Origin of the sequence: Marinimicrobium sp. LS-A18 (genome assembly GCF_000463525.1) — a bacterium.
Lineage (GTDB): Bacteria > Pseudomonadota > Gammaproteobacteria > Pseudomonadales > Cellvibrionaceae > Marinimicrobium > Marinimicrobium koreense.
Genome location: NZ_AWEP01000002.1, coordinates 704,801 through 720,917 on the forward strand (window position 1 = coordinate 704,801; position 16,117 = coordinate 720,917).

15 protein-coding genes and 1 pseudogene are annotated in these 16,117 nt (G+C 58.1%); 10 read left to right on the top strand and 6 right to left on the bottom strand.

The genetic code is table 11. The features are described 5' to 3' along the window. Window positions 1–160 precede the first annotated feature (160 nt). The 7 genes from N645_RS0103075 (at window position 161) to N645_RS0103105 (ending at window position 6,296) form a co-directional block, all read left to right on the top strand. Window positions 161–511, top strand: a complete 351-nt coding sequence (locus N645_RS0103075) for a PilZ domain-containing protein (RefSeq protein ID WP_024460045.1) — start codon at window positions 161–163, stop codon at window positions 509–511. A gap of 177 nt (window positions 512–688) precedes the next feature. Then, window positions 689–1,471 (top strand): TatD family hydrolase, encoded by a 783-nt coding sequence (locus N645_RS0103080; protein ID WP_024460046.1) that lies wholly within the window; start codon window positions 689–691, stop codon window positions 1,469–1,471. A 217-nt stretch (window positions 1,472–1,688) separates the two neighbouring features. Beyond that, window positions 1,689–2,306, top strand: coding sequence for a dUTP diphosphatase (locus N645_RS0103085; protein ID WP_024460047.1), 618 nt, complete (start codon window positions 1,689–1,691; stop codon window positions 2,304–2,306). Between the two features lie 229 nt (window positions 2,307–2,535). Further along, window positions 2,536–3,864: a UDP-glucose/GDP-mannose dehydrogenase family protein gene (locus tag N645_RS0103090; RefSeq protein ID WP_024460048.1), complete on the top strand. Its 1,329-nt coding sequence runs from the start codon at window positions 2,536–2,538 to the stop codon at window positions 3,862–3,864. Between the two features lie 239 nt (window positions 3,865–4,103). Continuing rightward, complete coding sequence (gene rfaH / locus N645_RS0103095) at window positions 4,104–4,604, top strand: transcription/translation regulatory transformer protein RfaH (RefSeq protein WP_024460049.1); 501 nt, start codon at window positions 4,104–4,106, stop codon at window positions 4,602–4,604. Window positions 4,605–4,758: 154 nt separating this feature from the next. Then, window positions 4,759–5,208 (top strand): NfeD family protein, encoded by a 450-nt coding sequence (locus N645_RS0103100; protein ID WP_036159832.1) that lies wholly within the window; start codon window positions 4,759–4,761, stop codon window positions 5,206–5,208. 161 nt (window positions 5,209–5,369) lie between these two features. Beyond that, complete coding sequence (locus tag N645_RS0103105; protein WP_024460051.1) at window positions 5,370–6,296, top strand: SPFH domain-containing protein; 927 nt, start codon at window positions 5,370–5,372, stop codon at window positions 6,294–6,296. 132 nt (window positions 6,297–6,428) lie between these two features. On the opposite strand, the gene cysN is transcribed toward N645_RS0103105, so the two are convergent. The 5 genes and pseudogenes from cysN to N645_RS18240 form a co-directional block, all read right to left on the bottom strand. Further along, window positions 6,429–8,333, bottom strand: coding sequence for a sulfate adenylyltransferase subunit CysN (cysN, locus tag N645_RS0103110; protein WP_024460052.1), 1,905 nt, complete (start codon window positions 8,331–8,333; stop codon window positions 6,429–6,431). A gap of 335 nt (window positions 8,334–8,668) precedes the next feature. Further along, complete coding sequence (gene cysD / locus N645_RS18270; RefSeq protein WP_369755122.1) at window positions 8,669–10,321, bottom strand: sulfate adenylyltransferase subunit CysD; 1,653 nt, start codon at window positions 10,319–10,321, stop codon at window positions 8,669–8,671. A gap of 78 nt (window positions 10,322–10,399) precedes the next feature. Next, window positions 10,400–10,597 (bottom strand): annotated as a pseudogene (locus tag N645_RS18505) (helix-turn-helix domain-containing protein); the annotation flags it as partial. Window positions 10,598–11,504: 907 nt separating this feature from the next. Continuing rightward, window positions 11,505–11,924, bottom strand: a complete 420-nt coding sequence (locus N645_RS0103120) for a type II toxin-antitoxin system VapC family toxin (RefSeq protein WP_024460054.1) — start codon at window positions 11,922–11,924, stop codon at window positions 11,505–11,507. Beyond that, window positions 11,924–12,346 (bottom strand): type II toxin-antitoxin system Phd/YefM family antitoxin, encoded by a 423-nt coding sequence (locus N645_RS18240; RefSeq protein ID WP_238559189.1) that lies wholly within the window; start codon window positions 12,344–12,346, stop codon window positions 11,924–11,926. Before N645_RS18240 ends, N645_RS0103120 begins: the two co-directional genes overlap by 1 nt. Before the next feature lie 612 nt (window positions 12,347–12,958). Between N645_RS18240 and N645_RS0103130 the strand changes: the two genes are divergently transcribed. Continuing rightward, window positions 12,959–14,365, top strand: coding sequence for an MBL fold metallo-hydrolase RNA specificity domain-containing protein (locus tag N645_RS0103130; RefSeq protein WP_024460056.1), 1,407 nt, complete (start codon window positions 12,959–12,961; stop codon window positions 14,363–14,365). Between the two features lie 193 nt (window positions 14,366–14,558). On the opposite strand, the gene N645_RS0103135 is transcribed toward N645_RS0103130, so the two are convergent. Continuing rightward, window positions 14,559–15,197, bottom strand: coding sequence for a hypothetical protein (locus N645_RS0103135; RefSeq protein WP_024460057.1), 639 nt, complete (start codon window positions 15,195–15,197; stop codon window positions 14,559–14,561). 248 nt (window positions 15,198–15,445) lie between these two features. On the opposite strand from N645_RS0103135, the gene N645_RS0103140 reads away from it, so the two are divergent. Together N645_RS0103140 and N645_RS0103145 are read left to right on the top strand one after the other, a co-directional pair. Then, entirely contained in the window at window positions 15,446–15,685 is a 240-nt protein-coding gene (locus N645_RS0103140) for a type II toxin-antitoxin system ParD family antitoxin (RefSeq protein WP_024460058.1), read from the top strand. Continuing rightward, the gene (locus N645_RS0103145) at window positions 15,682–15,966 is read left to right on the top strand and encodes a type II toxin-antitoxin system RelE/ParE family toxin (protein ID WP_024460059.1); all 285 of its coding nucleotides are present in this window, start codon (window positions 15,682–15,684) and stop codon (window positions 15,964–15,966) included. Before N645_RS0103140 ends, N645_RS0103145 begins: the two co-directional genes overlap by 4 nt. Window positions 15,967–16,117 lie beyond the last annotated feature (151 nt).

Sequence of the window (16,117 nt, forward strand, 5' to 3'; positions counted from 1 at the left end):
ACCGCTGCGCTCGGCCGTAGGGCGGATAAGCGAAGCGCATCCGCCGTTACCGATCGTGACGCATCCGCCGTTACCAAATCCAACCAACGCAAGCACCTTATCTGGACACCCGGACCCGAATCCATTACTGTTTCACCAAAATCCAACACCGGAGCAGAGTATGCACGCACTTGGCGGTGCCCGAAACGGGATACTTTCTCTCACCATCAAAGACAAAGCCGTGCTCTACGCGGCCTACATGCCCTTCGTCAAAAACGGCGGCCTGTTCATCCCCACCGGCAAAAGCTACAAACTGGGCGATGAAGTCTTCATGCTCCTCAACCTCATGGACGAACCCGAAAAGATCCCCGTCGCAGGCAAAGTCGTCTGGGTCACCCCAAAAGGCGCCCAAGGCAACCGCGCCGCCGGTATAGGCGTCCAATTCAGCGACCAGGACAACACCGCCGTCAACAAAATCGAAACCTACCTCGCCGGCTCCCTCGAGTCCGAGCGGCCGACCCATACCATGTGATTTACGGCGGAGCGCAGCGGTATAAACCCGCGTAGGGCGGATAAGCGCGAAGCGCGCATCCGCCGTAACGAACTCCAACATACCCAACCACCCGCATTAACCGGCACGACATACCCACCCCTGGTATGCGACAATCCTTCCCCAACATCCATTCACCCGAATTTACGACCGACTGCAATGCTGACCGACTCCCACTGCCACCTCGACCGCATCGACCTCAAACCCTACAACGGCGACCTCAACGCCGCCCTCGACGCCGCCCGCGAGCGGGGCATCCGGCAATTCCTGTGCATCGGCGTCAGCCTCGAAAACCGTGAAACCGTCGTCGACATCGCCCGCCAATACCCCGACGTCTACGCCTCCGTCGGCGTCCACCCCTGCGACGTCGAATCCGGCACCGCCACCGTCGAACAGCTGGTAGAGTGGGGCGGGGCACCCGAAGTCATCGGCCTGGGCGAAACCGGGCTCGACTACCACTATGCCGAGCAGACCAAAGAACTCCAACAGGAAAGCTTCGCCCTGCACCTCAAAGCCGGTGCCCAGGCAGGACTGCCCATCATCGTCCACACCCGCGAAGCCCGGGAAGACACCCTGGACCTCATCCGCGAGCACGGCAGCACCGAACACGCCGGCATCCTCCACTGCTTCACCGAAACCTGGGGCATGGCGAGCCAAGCCCTCGACCTCGGCTACTACATCTCCCTGTCCGGCATCGTCACCTTCAACAGCGCCAAAGCCCTGCGCGAAGTGGCCAAACAGATTCCCCTCGACCGCCTGTTGGTCGAAACCGACTCCCCATACCTGGCGCCCGTCCCGCACCGGGGAAAATCCAACGAACCCCAATACGTACGCGAAGTGGCAGAGTTTGTCGCCGATCTTCGGGGAATTCCCGTAGAACAGCTCGCCGAGCAGACCACCGAGAATTTCCATCGGTTGTTTCCGAAATCCAGAGATAAGTAATTCGGAGGCGGAGAGTTGGATTACGGCGGATGCGGCCTTCGGCCTTATCCGCCCTACGGCTGGCACAGTGGTATGCGTAGGGCGGATAAGCGCAATGCGCGCATCCGCCGTAACCGAACCCAGCGGCGCCCTCTCTTCCCGGGCCGGGCTTTAACTACCCTACAAAACTTCGCTCCTAGGTTATAATGCCGCCACAAAAACCAACCGGAGACACCTGATGCCCCGCACCCAACAACTGATGATCATGCTCGACCTGCAAGACAGCATGAACACCAAAGTCCACCCGGAATGGCGCTCCCAGCAATTCGAGTTCTACCGCGCCATCTGGATCGAATGCGCGGAGCTGCTCGAACACTACGGCTGGAAATGGTGGAAAAAGCAGACCCCCGACACCGACCAGGTCGCCCTCGAACTCATCGACATCTGGCACTTCGGCCTCAGCATCCTCCTGCAGAACAGCGACGACCTCGATGCGCTGGCCTCCGATATCGACCAACAGCTCAACGTCAGCACCGACGAACCCGACTTCCGCCTCGACCTGGAAGCCTTCGCCGGCGCCACCCTGGCCGACCGCCAGTTCCACATTGATAAATTCGGCCGCCTGATGGCGGGTGTCGATATGAGCTTTGAAGACCTCTATCGGGGCTATGTCGGTAAAAACGTCCTCAACTTCTTCCGCCAGGACCACGGGTATAAGGATGGCAGCTACCGCAAGCACTGGCAGGATGGTCGGGAAGACAATGAGCACCTGGTGGAAGTGGTGCGGGAACTGGATGCGGGGAGTCCCAGCTTCAAAGATGACCTGTATCAGGCGCTGTCTGCGCGGTACCAGTAGTGGGAGCGGCGGATGCGCTTCGCTTATCCGCCCTACGCGGACTGCGGAGGTTGCGTAGGGCGGATAAGGGCAAAGCCCGCATCCGCCGTTCTCGAACCCGGCCGCATCCGCCGTTACCAAACCCCGCCGCATCCACCGCATCCAAACCCACACATAGAAATACCCACCCAACCCCGTTATCATACGCCCCAACGAAATCCACTCTCTTTATGAAAGGGACCTTACCCGCATGAAAGTTACCGTATTTGGCACCGGCTACGTCGGTCTGGTGCAAGGCGCCATCCTCTCCGAAGTCGGCCATGACGTGGTCTGTGTTGATGTAGACGCCAAAAAGGTCGAGCGCCTTAAAAACGGTGAAATCCCGATTTACGAACCCGGCCTGGAGCCGCTGGTGACTGAAAACTACGCCGCCGGCCGCCTGCATTTCACCACCGACGCGGCCGAGGCCGTTAAACACGGTGACCTGCAATTCATCGCTGTAGGTACTCCGCCGGACGAAGACGGCTCCGCCGACCTCAAATACGTCCTGGCCGTGGCTGAGACCATTGCCACCCACATGGAAAAGCGCCAGGTCATTATCGACAAGTCCACCGTGCCCGTGGGCACTGCCGACAAGGTGAAAGCCAAAGTCGCGGAAACCCTGGAAAAGCGCGGCCGCACCGACCTCGAATTCGCCGTGGTGTCCAATCCCGAATTCCTGAAAGAAGGCTCTGCGGTGGCCGACTGCATGAAGCCGGACCGTATTATCATCGGCACCGATGACGACTACGCCGAGGAAGTCATGCGCGAGCTGTACGCGCCGTTCAACCGCAACCATGACAAAGTCATGATCATGGACGTGCGCAGTGCCGAGCTGACCAAGTACGCCGCCAACTGCATGCTGGCCACCAAAATCAGCTTTATCAACGAAATCGCCAACCTGGCCGAATTGCTGGGTGCGGATATCGAAGCCGTGCGCCAGGGCATCGGCAGCGACCCGCGTATTGGCTACCAGTTTATCTACCCCGGCGTGGGCTACGGCGGCTCATGCTTCCCGAAAGACGTTCAGGCCCTGATTCGCACCGCTGACGCCATCAACTTCGACGCCAAAGTGCTCAAGTCGGTGGAAGCGCGTAACAACGAACAGAAAGCCACCCTGTTCCAGAAGATCAACAAGCACTACGGTGGCGACCTGAAGGGCAAAACCTTCGCCGTTTGGGGCCTGTCGTTCAAGCCCAATACCGACGACATGCGCGAAGCCCCGGCCCGGGTACTGATGGAAGCCCTCTGGGCCGCCGGCGCGACGGTACAGGCCTATGATCCGGAAGCGATGGAAGAAACCCAGCGTATCTACGGCACCCGTGACGACCTGAGCCTGTGCGGCACCAAAGAAAGCACCCTCAAGGGCGCCGACGCCCTGGTGATTGTCACCGAATGGCAGGCCTTCCGCGCCCCGGATTTCGACCTGATCAAACAGCAGCTGGCCCAGCCGTTGGTGTTCGACGGTCGAAACCTGTTTGATCCCAAGCGGATGGTCAAGAAGGGCTTTACGTACTACTCCGTGGGCCGGCCATCGTAAAGGCTGGCAACGGCGGATGCGGGCTTTGCCCTTATCCGCCCTACACAAGCTGCCGAGCCATCCGTAGGGCGGATAAGCCGAAGGCGCATCCGCCGTAACGCCACGTGATGCATCCGCCGTAACCAAACGTGATGCACCCGCCGTAACCCAACTCGACGCATTCGCCGAAACCAAATTCTGCGGATTCGCCAAACGATTGCCAACAACCCGGCGCGCAGAACGTGCCCGATGAAGATGTTATGACCCAACCCCAATGGTACCTGGTGCAATGCAAACCACGGCACGCGTTTCGGGCCGAGGAGCACCTCGCCAACCAGGGCTTTGAGTGCTTTCTCCCGTCGCACCGGGTTAAGCGTAAACACCGCGACAAATACCGGCTCGTTACCGAGCCGCTGTTCCCACATTACCTGTTCATCCTTCTGGATGACGAGAGCAACTGGGGCGTCATCCGCTCAACCCGCGGCGTCGCCCAGGTGGTGACCTTCAATGGCGTGCCCAAGCAGGTACCCGACGATATCATCGAAGGCCTCCGGCAACACTGCGCGCTACTTAACGGCGCCGAGCCGGAACCCCTGTTCAGGGCAGGAGACCGGGTGGTGATCACCAAAGGCGCCTTCCGTGAACTGGAAGCCGTAGTGCACGCCACCAAAGGCGAGGAGCGGGTGGTCCTGCTACTCAACCTCCTCAACCAACCCCAGCACATCGAAGTCCCCACCCACGCCCTAAGTAGGTCGGACTAGCGCACAGCGCGTAATCCGACAATTACCCCCTTAGCACGAACGTCGGATTACGCGCTGCGCGCTAATTCGACCCACGCGAGAGCAATGGGTGCCGTGCGGGGCGGTGGATGGTACTATGGCTGCCTGAACCGATAACAACCGCACGGACGTTACTATGCTGATCACCACCTACGCATTCTGGCTCTTGCTGGGCATTGCCTTACTGCTCTCCGAACTCTTCATTCCCGGACTGATCGCCGCCTTCTTCGGCATAGGCGCGCTACTGGTAGGCGTGCTCACACTACTAGGCATCATCGACACCCTGGCCGCCCAACTGGCCGTCTTCGCCGTGTTCAGCCTAGTGGCCCTGTTCGCCCTGCGAAAGCACTTCCACCGCTGGCTACGCGGCACCGAAGCCGACCCCTCCGCCAAGGATATGGACGACGCTGGAGTTATTGGCTCCCGAGTCAAAGTCCTGACCGACTTCACCGACGGCACCGGCAGCGTGCAGCTCAACGGCGCCAAATGGGACGCCGAATCTCCCGACTCCCTGAAAATGGGTGACTCCGCGTGGGTCAGCGAACACAAAGGCATTATTTTGGTAGTCAGCGCCACCAAACCGTAACGGCGGATGCGGCCTTTGGCCTTATCCGCCCTACGCATACCACGGCAACTCGCGTAGGGCGGATAAGCGCCGACGGCGCGCATCCGCCGTAACCGTGCGTGACGCGACTCTATAATCTGATGGAACTGCATAATTCATTACCTTAACCCGGAGAACCACCAATGGAACTTGATATCCCCACAATCATCATGCTGGCCATCGTCGCGCTGGTCATCATCACCCTCGTCAAAACCGTCCGAATCGTCCCGCAGCGATCCGCCTTCATCGTCGAGCGCCTCGGTAAATACGCCAAAACCCTCGAAGCCGGCTTCCATATCCTGATTCCTTTCGTCGACAAAGTGTCCTACCAGCACACACTGAAAGAAGAAGCCATCGACGTCCCCAGCCAGGCCTGTGTGACCAAAGACAACATCCAGGTGGTCGTCAACGGCGTCATCTATCTGCAAGTCATCGACCCGAAACTCGCCAGCTACGGCATCAGCGACTACCGCTACGCCGGCATCCAGTTGGCGCAAACCACCCTGCGTTCAGTGGTGGGTAAAATCGATCTGGATAAAACCTTTGAAGAGCGGGAATCAATCAACGTCCAGGTAGTGCAGGCGTTGGATGAAGCGGCCAAACCCTGGGGCGTGAAAGTCATGCGCTACGAAATTGCCGACATCGAACTGCCCGCCACCATTCTCGACGCGCTGGAAAAACAGATGCGCGCCGAACGTGAACGCCGCGCCACCGTCGCCGAATCCGAAGGCGAGCGTCAGGCAAAAATCAACGTATCTGAAGGGCAGAAGCAGGAAACCATCAACCTGTCCGAAGCCGAAAAGCTGCGTCAGATTAACGAAGCCGAAGGTAAAGCGCGGGAAATAGAAATGATCGCCACCGCCACCGCCGAAGGTATTCGCCGCGTTGCGGAAGCCATCAACCTGGAAGGCGGCAAAGACGCCGTGAACTTGCGTGTAGCGGAACAGTACGTGCGGGCGTTCAGCAACCTGGCGAAAGAAAACAACACCATGATCCTCCCCGCCGAATTCGCCGACATCGGCGGCGCCGTCGCCGCCATAACCCGTACATTGGATAGTGCTAAGAAGTAGGGCGGATCGGTCCGACGCATCGGAGCGAAGCGCATCCGCCGTAAATACACGTCACGCGTGGTAACGGCGGATGCGGGCTGCGCCCTTATCCGCCCTACGCGGACAACGCCGTACGCCGCCCGCCCAACACAACTACGCCAAATACCCCCGATCCGCCATAAACTGAATCACCCGCTCGGCGGCGTCATCGGCGGACATATCCGCGGTATTCAACACACACTCCGCATTCACCGGCGGCTCATAAGGTGAGTCAATCCCGGTAAAGTTCTTCAGCTCCCCCTTGCGCGCCTTGCGATACAACCCCTTCACATCCCGCTGTTCAGCCACTTCCAGAGGCGTATTCACATACACCTCCACAAACTCATTGGCCTCCAGCAAGTGACGGGCCATATCCCGCTCGGAGCGGAAGGGCGAAATGAACGCGGTAATCACAATCAGGCCCGCATCCACCATCAGCTTGGCTACCTCCGCAATCCGGCGGATATTTTCCACCCGGTCCGCATCGGTGAAGCCCAGATCCTTGTTCAGACCGTGACGGACATTGTCACCGTCCAGCAGGTAGGTGTGATGACCGCGCGCATACAGCTTCTTCTCAATCAGGTTGGCAATCGTGGACTTGCCCGCGCCGGACAAACCGGTCAACCACAACACGCAGGGCTTCTGGTTCTTCAGTTGCTGACGCGCCTGCTTGTTCACATCCACATGCTGAACGGTAATGTTCTGGCTGCGTCGCAGGGAAAAGTGAATCATGCCTGCGCCCATGGTGTTATAGCTCAGGCGGTCGATCAGGATGAAGCCACCGGTATCGTGGTTGTCCTTATAAGCATCAAAGGCGATGTCCTGGTCCAGGTTGATGGTGCACACCCCGATGCCGTTCAGCGCCAGGTTCTTGGCCGCGGTGTGCTCCAGAGTGTTCACATTCACCTGATACTTGATGTCGGTGATGGTGGCCGATACGGTTTTTGAGCCGATTTTCATCAGGTAGGTACGGCCTGGCAGCATCGGCTCGTCATTCATCCAGACGATGGTCACCTCGAACTGATTGGCGACGGAGGCCGGTGTGTCTGAGGCACAGAGCAGGTCGCCCCGAGAAATATCGATCTCATCGGTGAGAGTCAGGGTCACGGATTGTCCGGCCACCGCCTCGTCCAGATCGCCGTCGAGCGTGTAAATGCGCTCCACGTAACTCTCGCGGCCGGAGGGCAGGGTGCGTATTTTATCGCCCGGGTGAATGACCCCACTGGCAAGCTGCCCGGAAAAACCCCGGAAATCCAGATTGGGTCGGTTCACCCACTGCACCGTCATGCGGAAGGGCGATTCCTGCATCAGTTCATCATCCACCTCGACCGTTTCGAGGTAACCCATCAAAGTTGTACCCCGATACCAGGGCATGCGCTCACTGCGCTCAATGATATTGTCGCCCCGGAGTGCGGACATCGGAATAAAGGTGATGTTCTCCAGGCCGATCTGCTTGGCGAACTCACGATACTCCTCAACGATGCGATTAAACGTTTTTTCCGAATAATCCATCAGGTCCATCTTGTTGATCGCCACCACCACATGGCGAATGCCGATCAGTGCGGCGAGATAACTGTGGCGCTTGGTCTGGGTCAGAATGCCCTTGCGGGCATCGACCATCAGAATCGCCGCATCGGCGGTCGAAGCGCCGGTCACCATATTGCGGGTGTACTGCTCATGCCCCGGGGTATCGGCAACAATGAACTTGCGTCGGTCGGTGGAGAAAAACCGGTAGGCCACATCGATGGTAATGCCTTGCTCGCGTTCGGCGGCCAGTCCATCCACCAGCAGGGCAAAGTCCATCTCCTCACCTTGGGTACCCCAACGGGCCGAATCCGCTTCCACGGCGGCGAGCTGGTCTTCAAACAGCATCTTGGATTCAAACAGCAGACGCCCGATCAGCGTACTCTTGCCATCGTCCACGCTGCCGCAGGTAATAAAACGCAGCAGGCTCTTATGCTCGTGCTGCTCCAGATATTCATTAATGTCTTCTGCAATCAATTCCGATTGGTGGCTCATAATCTTGTCCTGTTAATTCTAGCTTTGGCAACGGCGGATGCGGCCTTTGGCCTTATCCGCCCTACGGGTGGCACCGTGGTATGCGTCGGTTGGGGGTACGGCGGGTGCACTTCGCTTATCCGCCCTACGGGTGGCACCGTGGTGTGTGTCGGTTGGGGTTACGGCGGATGCGCTTCGCTTATCCGCCCTACGCAAACCACGGCAGGTGGCGTAGGGCGGATAAGCGCGAAGCGCGCATCCGCCGTCACCCATCGTGATGTACCTGCCGTAACCGATCGTGACACATCCGCCGTAACCCAATTCGACGCACCCATATCACCCAAAAAATATCGGTCCTAAAAATACCCTTCCTGCTTCTTCTTCTCCATTGACGCGGAAGAATCATGGTCAATCATCCGCCCCTGGCGCTCCGAGGTGCGGGTCAACAACATCTCCTGAATAATATCCGGCAGAGTATCCGCCTCGGACTCAACCGCGCCGGTCAACGGGTAACAACCCAACGTCCGGAAACGCACCTTCTTCATCATCGGCACCTCGCCGGGATTCAACGGCATCCGGTCATCGTCCACCATGATCAGCGTACCGTCGCGCTCCACCACTGGGCGCTCGGCGGAGTAATACAAAGGCACAATCGGAATCTGCTCCAGGTGGATGTACTGCCAGATATCCAGTTCCGTCCAGTTCGACAGCGGGAACACACGAATGGACTCTTTCGGGTGTTTTCTGGCGTTGTACAGCTTCCAGATTTCCGGGCGCTGGTTCTTCGGGTCCCAGCGGTGGTTGGCGGTACGGAAGGAAAAAATTCGCTCCTTCGCACGGGACTTCTCCTCGTCCCGACGCGCGCCCCCAAAAGCCGCATCGAACCCGTACTTGGTCAGCGCCTGCTTGAGCGCCTCGGTTTTCATGATGTCAGTATGAATGGCCGAGCCATGAGTAAAGGGGTTGATGCCCTGGGCGCGGCCTTCCTCATTGACGTGGACAATCAGCTTCATGCCGGTTTCCTTCGCCATGCGTGCGCGGAATTTGTACATCTCCTGAAACTTCCAGGTGGTATCCACGTGCAGCAGAGGGAAGGGCGGAACGGACGGCGCAAAGGCCTTCATCGCCAGGTGCAGCATTACGGCACTGTCTTTACCGATGGAGTACAGCATCACCGGATTTTCCGTTTCCGCGACCACTTCGCGCATAATCTGAATGCTCTCGGCCTCCAGCCGCTGAAGGTGTGTGAGTGCCATAGGATTCCTCTTTAATGGTTTGCGCGATGCCGAAGGGTCGGCATCGGAGTGTGATTGTCTGGCTTGTTGCGTTGACTGTTCGGGATGGCTCAATGGTGGATGACGGCCTTCGGCCTTATGCCACCCTACGGGACTAGAGCTGATAGGATCGCTATCCTTGGGGTGCGAATTTTCCCCGGGACCCTCGGTATTAGACGTGCCCTTTGCAGGTTGGGCAGGCCAATGGGGTGTGGTTAATAATTGAACGGGTCGTTCGCCCATTAACCAGGGCTTTAGCGGCTCATGCCGGCTCAAGTCTACCGATTGAAGTACCAGCACCGCTTCGGTACTCACAGTTTGTTCCAAGCGACCGAGAAAGGTCGCGATATCGTCGGCGCGAGGAGGGGTAGGGAAGGCCGACCACAACAGCTGCCCGCGACCGTCCCGGGCATAGAGCTGATAACCGCGCAGCGGCTCACCCTCGTACTCACCATTGATAGAGCGAACGCCCCCGGTAAGCACCTTCCGCCGCCCAGGCTCTACCGCACGTTCGGAAAGCACTTTATCCAGTACCTCACGGGAAGGCCCCTCAGGAACGCTCAAGCCCCACCGCTCCATATACCGCCCGGCACTGCGCCCAGTAACCTCAATCCCCCGAGCCTCCAGAAACCCGCTTACAGCCCGAAGACTCCAAAGCTCACTACCGTCACCCTGCGTAGGGCGGATAAGCGCAAAGCGCGCATCCGCCGTTGCAGGACTTGCCGCATCCGCCATTCCTTCTTTAGACGCCTCCGCCTCTCCCTGCTGAGTCAGCTCAATCCCCCCGGCATCCCCGCCAGCAGACACGTCACGCCCCCGACGCCCCCGAGCCTTAGTCTCCACCGCCGCCCAACCCCCGGCCACAAACCGCTTGTAAGCGTCCGTAATAGTCGGTCGAGTTAACCCCGTTAACTCACTGATTTCCTTATAGGTTTTTTGCTCAATCCGCAGCCGCACCGCCTGCTTACGCAGCCGGTTCAAGTCATCCGCAGAGAGCTTTTTACCACCCATAACCCGTCCATCAGTGATCAGAAAACACCCAGATTACCCAACAAACAACCCAATGTAAAACATTTAATGTCGCAGTTTCATGCCCGGCTTCCCGTAGTCCAGTAGGTCGGCTTAGGCCAAAGGCCGTAAGCCGACGCCAACCCCCGAGTTACATTGTCGGTTTACGGCCTTTGGCCTAAACCGACCTACGGGGCTCCCGTGCGTAGGCATGGTTTCGGCGGATGCGCTTCGCTCCGATGCGTCGGACCGATCCGCCCTACGACAGGCTTTGGTTGTTGCGTTGATTTGGGTAACGGCGGATGCGGGCTTCACCCTCCGAGGCGTCGGACCGATCCGCCCTACGCAACCTGCCGTGCCATCCGTAGGGCGGATAAGCCGCAGGCGCATCCGCCCTCACCAAGCCTGGCCGCATCCGCCGTCACCACCCGACAAAACACCCACAGCCATTAATCGAACCCCCAAAAGCGTGACCCAAGTCACACCACCCCACCTTTGTAGTCAATCTCCTACAAAACCCACTCACAATCTCGTATTTCCCACACCCCGGTATCCGTGGAGAATACACATCACAGGGAAGCGAAAGGAAACACACCCCGCCAGGAACGGCAAAGGAACCTCAGGCAGGATGCCAACAGGACGAGCACTGACAAGACGTCACAGGAAGCCGCTCAAGAGGGAAGGGGAATCAGGAAGTGCAGCCCGCCTGCACAGCTCAGGACGAGCAAACGCACGGTCCGTCGCGTCAGGCATCAGACCGTCACCATCAAGGGCCAGCGCCCCGCGCTGGCCCTTGTCTTATATGAATTCGCCCAGTAGGTCGGCTTAGGCCAAAGGCCGTAAGCCGACAATGTGCCTCGGAGGTGTTGTGTCGGCTTACGGCTCTTCGGCCTAAGCCGACCTACTCAAACTAGAGCCACGGGTTAAGCAGGTGTAACGCAAAGGGCTCGAAATCCCTGGTGTTTCGAGTCACCAGCACCAAGTTGTGCTCTCGGGCTGTCGCTGCCAGCAAGGTATCAATTACCGGCGCGGAAACGCCGTTTTGCTTCGCCTCCCCGCTAAGTAAACCCCACTCAGTTGCCGTATCTTCAGACACTGGCAAGATTCGGCCTGAAAAACGATGTCGTAAGTCCCGATCAAGCCATGACTGAAGGCTCTGTTTTCTCTGACCGGAAGCCAGCCCGAAAACACCCTTCTGGATTTCTCCCAGAGTCAAAACGCTCAGATGCAAGACATATTCATCCGTCGCATCGAGCCAGGCTGTTACGCCCGGATTGGGTTCCGGTTTGACCACTTCGGAGAGCACACAGGTATCCAGCAGAAATCGCATTAAAGATCGACCTCTCGACCAGTATCCTTATCGCGCTCCACCTCGAAGACATCGTCCCCAAGCGGCGAGTCGCGGAAAAACTGCACAAGGCTTCCTGCGGTTGCCCCCCGATTAAGCCGCTCGTACTCCGCGGCGGACAAAACAACGGCTTTGCGCTGCCCACGTACCGTAATGACCTGTGGCCCACTGACGTCCGCCGAAGCAATCAGCTCACTTAACCGGCTTTTCGCGTGTTGAAGTTGCCATTCCATATGTTCACCTGAAGCTCGACCAATTTGTTCAGATGGTAACAGTGAATCCCTGAAATGACTAGTCTGACTAGTTTGTTCTGTTGGTGGTCCAATAATCATCTTTTTTTGCCTCTTTTTCTGTATAAATAAGCAGTATTTGTTGCCAATTAATTTGTCAGCGGAGTAATACATGACAATGTGTTCCTTCAGTTGGCATGGTGACGGCGGATGCGCTTCGCTTATCCGCCCTACGGATGGCACGGCAGGTTGCGTAGGGCGGATAAGGGCGAAGCCCGCATCCGCCGTAACCCCCGGTAAAACACCCAAAGCCATTAATCGAACCCCCAAAGCGTGACCCAATTCACACCACCCCACCTTTGTAGTCAATCTCCTACAAAACCCACCCATAATCTCCTATTTCCCGCGCCATCCGACCTATGGAAAATACACATCACAGGGAAGCGAAAGGAAACACACCCGCCAGGAACGGCAAAGGAACCTCAGGCAGGACGCCAACAGGACGAGCACTGACAAGACGTCACAGGAAGCCGCTCAAGAGGGAAGGGGAACCAGGAAGTGCAGCCCGCCTGCACGGCTCAGGACGAGCAAACGCACGGTCCGTCGCGTCAGGCATCAGACCGTCACTATCAAGGGCCAGCGCCCCGCGCTGGCCCTTGTCTTATATGAATTCGCCCAGTAGGTCGGCTTAGGCCAAAGGCCGTAAGCCGACGATTTTGCACCGCGGGCTAGTGTCGGCTTACGGCCGATGGCCTAAGCCGACCTACGTTCTAGCTGAGAACACCAATGGACTACCCAAAATTCCAACACCACGGCGGCGCCGACGGCGTCACAGGCAGCTGCCACCGCTACATCGCCAGCCCCGACCACGCCGTCCTCGTCGATTGCGGCCTCTTCCAGGGCCAGGACGCCGACCACCTCTACAGCCTCGAACAACACCAGATCCACTTCGACCTCAGCGCCGTATTCGCCCTGATCGTCACCCACGTCCATATCGACCACATCGGAAGGTTGCCATACCTCATGGCCGCCGGATTCAAAGGCCCCATCTACTGCTCGGAGCCCTCCGCCAAACTCCTCCCGCTGGTCATCGAAGACGCCCTCAAAATCGGCTTCACCCGGGACTCGCGGCTGATCAACCAATTCCTCGACACCGTCAACAAACAGCTCAAACCGCTACCATACCGGCAATGGCACACCATCCTGGACGACGACCAACGCAAAATCCGCATCAAACTCCAGCGCGCCGGCCACATCCTCGGCTCCGCCTATGTTGAAGTGGACCAGCTCGATAAAACCACCGGACAAAGCCACCGCACCGTCTTCTCGGGCGACCTGGGCGCGCCCTATGCGCCGCTGTTGCCGGCGCCCAAGTCCCCCTACAAAGCAGACACCCTGATCATCGAAAGCACCTACGGCAACCGCACCCACGAAAGCCGAAAGGATCGGCGCCTCAAACTCAAAACTGCCATCGAACACGCCCTGAAAAACGACGGCACCGTGATCATCCCCGCCTTCAGCATCGGCCGGACCCAGGAGCTGCTCTATGAACTGGAAGACCTGATCTACCGGGGCGGGGAAACCTGGCAAAAAATGGAAATCATCGTCGACTCACCCCTGGCCGCCAAATTCACCGACGTGTATCGGGAGCTCAAGCCCTTCTGGGACGCCGAAGCCCAGAAGCGGCTCAAGGCCGGTCGCCACCCGCTGAGCTTTGACAACCTGTACACCGTCAACAGCCACGAAGAACACCTGCAGACCGTGGACTACCTCGCCAAGACCGGTCGCCCGGCCATCGTCCTGGCGGCGAGCGGCATGGCCGCCGGGGGCAGGGTGGTGAACTACCTCAAAGCCATGCTGGAAGATGAGCGCCACCAGGTCCTGTTCGTCGGCTACCAGGCCCAGGGCACCCCCGGTCGTGCCATCCAGCAATACGGGCCCACCCACGGCTGGGTCGAACTCGACGGCGAGCGCCGCACCATCCGGGCCGGTGTCACCACCATCGGCGGCTACTCAGCCCACGCGGATCAGAACGACCTGGTGCATTTTGTGAAAAGGATGAAGCAGTGGCCCCGCACCATCCGCCTGGTCCATGGCGACTGGGACGCAAGAGAGGCCCTGAAGGAAAAGTACCAGGCACTGGGTGATTCCCGTCACCACCACTTCAATGTCCTTCTGCCCACTAACGAGTAAGTCGGCTTACGGCCTTCGGCCTAAGCCGACCTACGAGAAAGCACGCAGCCGCCAATACCGTCCTGTAGGTCGGCTTAGGCCAAAGGCCGTAAGCCGACAAAAACCACGAGAAAGCAAGCAACCGCAATTACCCACTCAGTAGGTCGGCTTAGGCCAAAGGCCGTAAGCCGACAACTCCCTCCGGACTAGAAACCTACACACAAACCCCCGTTTCCTCCTGACTCAACTCCTCCAGCGTCTCGATCGTCCCGTCGGGCGAGACCTGAATCAGATTCTCCCCGCGCACCAGACACTGCGAGTCCCACGCCACATGAACGATATAACCCTCGTCGTTCGCCTCAAAGGCCAGCGGCGTCAGTACGCTTAAGTTTGGAGTGTGAGTCAAATACACAAACAGCTCCGCCTCGGTATCAATGTCGCCAAAAAATTCCAGTAATAGCGCGTCGGAATCAATAACGGTCGCGTCAAAACCGGTTAAAGACACCGCATAAACCGGGCAATACAAGGGTCGACACTGAGCACCAAAACCAGTATCAAGAACCGTGGTCTCCTCAAGAATGGCTTTCTGAGTATCATTCAGAGCCTCATGGGTTGACGCATCAAAGGTCATCAACCGTTCAAATTCATCGCTACCCAACCCGGGAATCGCGCCCAGACGAATCTCCCAATAATCCACAGGTTGGGCGAGATCGAAATCCTCAGCCGAGTACTCCCCGGAGAAGGTGGTTTCCGGAATTGAAAGCGTTTGTCGAGGGTTCTCCGGTGAAGGATGGTCATCGCCGGAGCAGGCGACCAGGGACAGGCTGATGGCGAGCAGTAATGTACGAGTCATGGGCATTTCCCTATAGTGGTGAGTGAACACAGGTACACGGGTAGCGTAGCCAAGGAAAATGTAGGAGTGTGTAAGGTTTTGTGCGGAAACTGTGTGCCAACCGGCTCGCTGGTCGGCTCAGGCCGAAGACCATAAGCCGGCACCCTGGAAGCGACATACGTGACTTACGGTTCGGCTCTTTCGGCGAGATCTTCGCTCTTGACAATCTTTGCCAATACCAAGACACTACTTTGTCAGGAGGTGTCACCATGGCGACCATGAACGTTTCCCTGCCGGACCCAATGAAGTCCTGGGTAGAGCAGCAGGCCAAAACCGGAAAATTTAGCAACTCAAGCGATTACGTGCGGGATCTGATCCGAAAAGATCAGGAAAAAGCCCAAAAAATCGCCAATTTGCAAGCGCGGGTCGATGAAGGGCTTCGCAGCGGGCGCAGTTCATCGGACATGCGGGCCATAAAGAAGCGCGCCCTGGAAGCCGTCACCAAATGACCTACCAGCTGAGCAAGGAAGCGGAGCAGGACGTTCTTGATATCTTTGTCCATACCACCGAAGAATTCGGCCTCAATCAGGCAGAGAGCTACCATGACAAGCTGGCTGCCTGTTTTGAATTCCTGGCAGAAAACCCCACGGCGGCACCGGTGCGAGAGGAAATCACTCCCCCTGTTCGAATTCACCCCGTTGGCGCACATATCATTGTTTATAGGGAGGAGCCCACCGGGGAAATCCTGATCATCCGCGTCCGCCATCAGCATGAGAACTGGATCCCGTAGGGCACTACAAAGACCGATCGTCGGCTTAGGCCGCAGGCCGTAATCCGACAACTTCCCAGCACCCCAAAACGTGATTCCCAAGCGCAAACCACGTATTATCGTCATATTCAACATAATAAACCGCCTCGGGAGCCATGGGGCGGCAGGAATC

Bases quoted from the DNA above. Each gene is read 5' to 3' on its own strand.
- N645_RS0103075 (WP_024460045.1), top strand. From the start codon at position 161: ATGCACGCACTTGGCGGTGCCCGAAACGGGATACTTTCTCTCACCATC.
- N645_RS0103080 (WP_024460046.1), top strand. From the start codon at position 689: ATGCTGACCGACTCCCACTGCCACCTCGACCGCATCGACCTCAAACCC.
- N645_RS0103085 (WP_024460047.1), top strand. From the start codon at position 1,689: ATGCCCCGCACCCAACAACTGATGATCATGCTCGACCTGCAAGACAGC.
- N645_RS0103090 (WP_024460048.1), top strand. From the start codon at position 2,536: ATGAAAGTTACCGTATTTGGCACCGGCTACGTCGGTCTGGTGCAAGGC.
- rfaH (WP_024460049.1), top strand. From the start codon at position 4,104: ATGACCCAACCCCAATGGTACCTGGTGCAATGCAAACCACGGCACGCG.
- N645_RS0103100 (WP_036159832.1), top strand. From the start codon at position 4,759: ATGCTGATCACCACCTACGCATTCTGGCTCTTGCTGGGCATTGCCTTA.
- N645_RS0103105 (WP_024460051.1), top strand. From the start codon at position 5,370: ATGGAACTTGATATCCCCACAATCATCATGCTGGCCATCGTCGCGCTG.
- cysN (WP_024460052.1), bottom strand. From the start codon at position 8,333: ATGAGCCACCAATCGGAATTGATTGCAGAAGACATTAATGAATATCTG.
- cysD (WP_369755122.1), bottom strand. From the start codon at position 10,321: ATGGCGGATGCGGCAAGTCCTGCAACGGCGGATGCGCGCTTTGCGCTT.
- N645_RS0103120 (WP_024460054.1), bottom strand. From the start codon at position 11,924: ATGCGATTTCTGCTGGATACCTGTGTGCTCTCCGAAGTGGTCAAACCG.
- N645_RS18240 (WP_238559189.1), bottom strand. From the start codon at position 12,346: ATGTATTACTCCGCTGACAAATTAATTGGCAACAAATACTGCTTATTT.
- N645_RS0103130 (WP_024460056.1), top strand. From the start codon at position 12,959: ATGGACTACCCAAAATTCCAACACCACGGCGGCGCCGACGGCGTCACA.
- N645_RS0103135 (WP_024460057.1), bottom strand. From the start codon at position 15,197: ATGACTCGTACATTACTGCTCGCCATCAGCCTGTCCCTGGTCGCCTGC.
- N645_RS0103140 (WP_024460058.1), top strand. From the start codon at position 15,446: ATGGCGACCATGAACGTTTCCCTGCCGGACCCAATGAAGTCCTGGGTA.
- N645_RS0103145 (WP_024460059.1), top strand. From the start codon at position 15,682: ATGACCTACCAGCTGAGCAAGGAAGCGGAGCAGGACGTTCTTGATATC.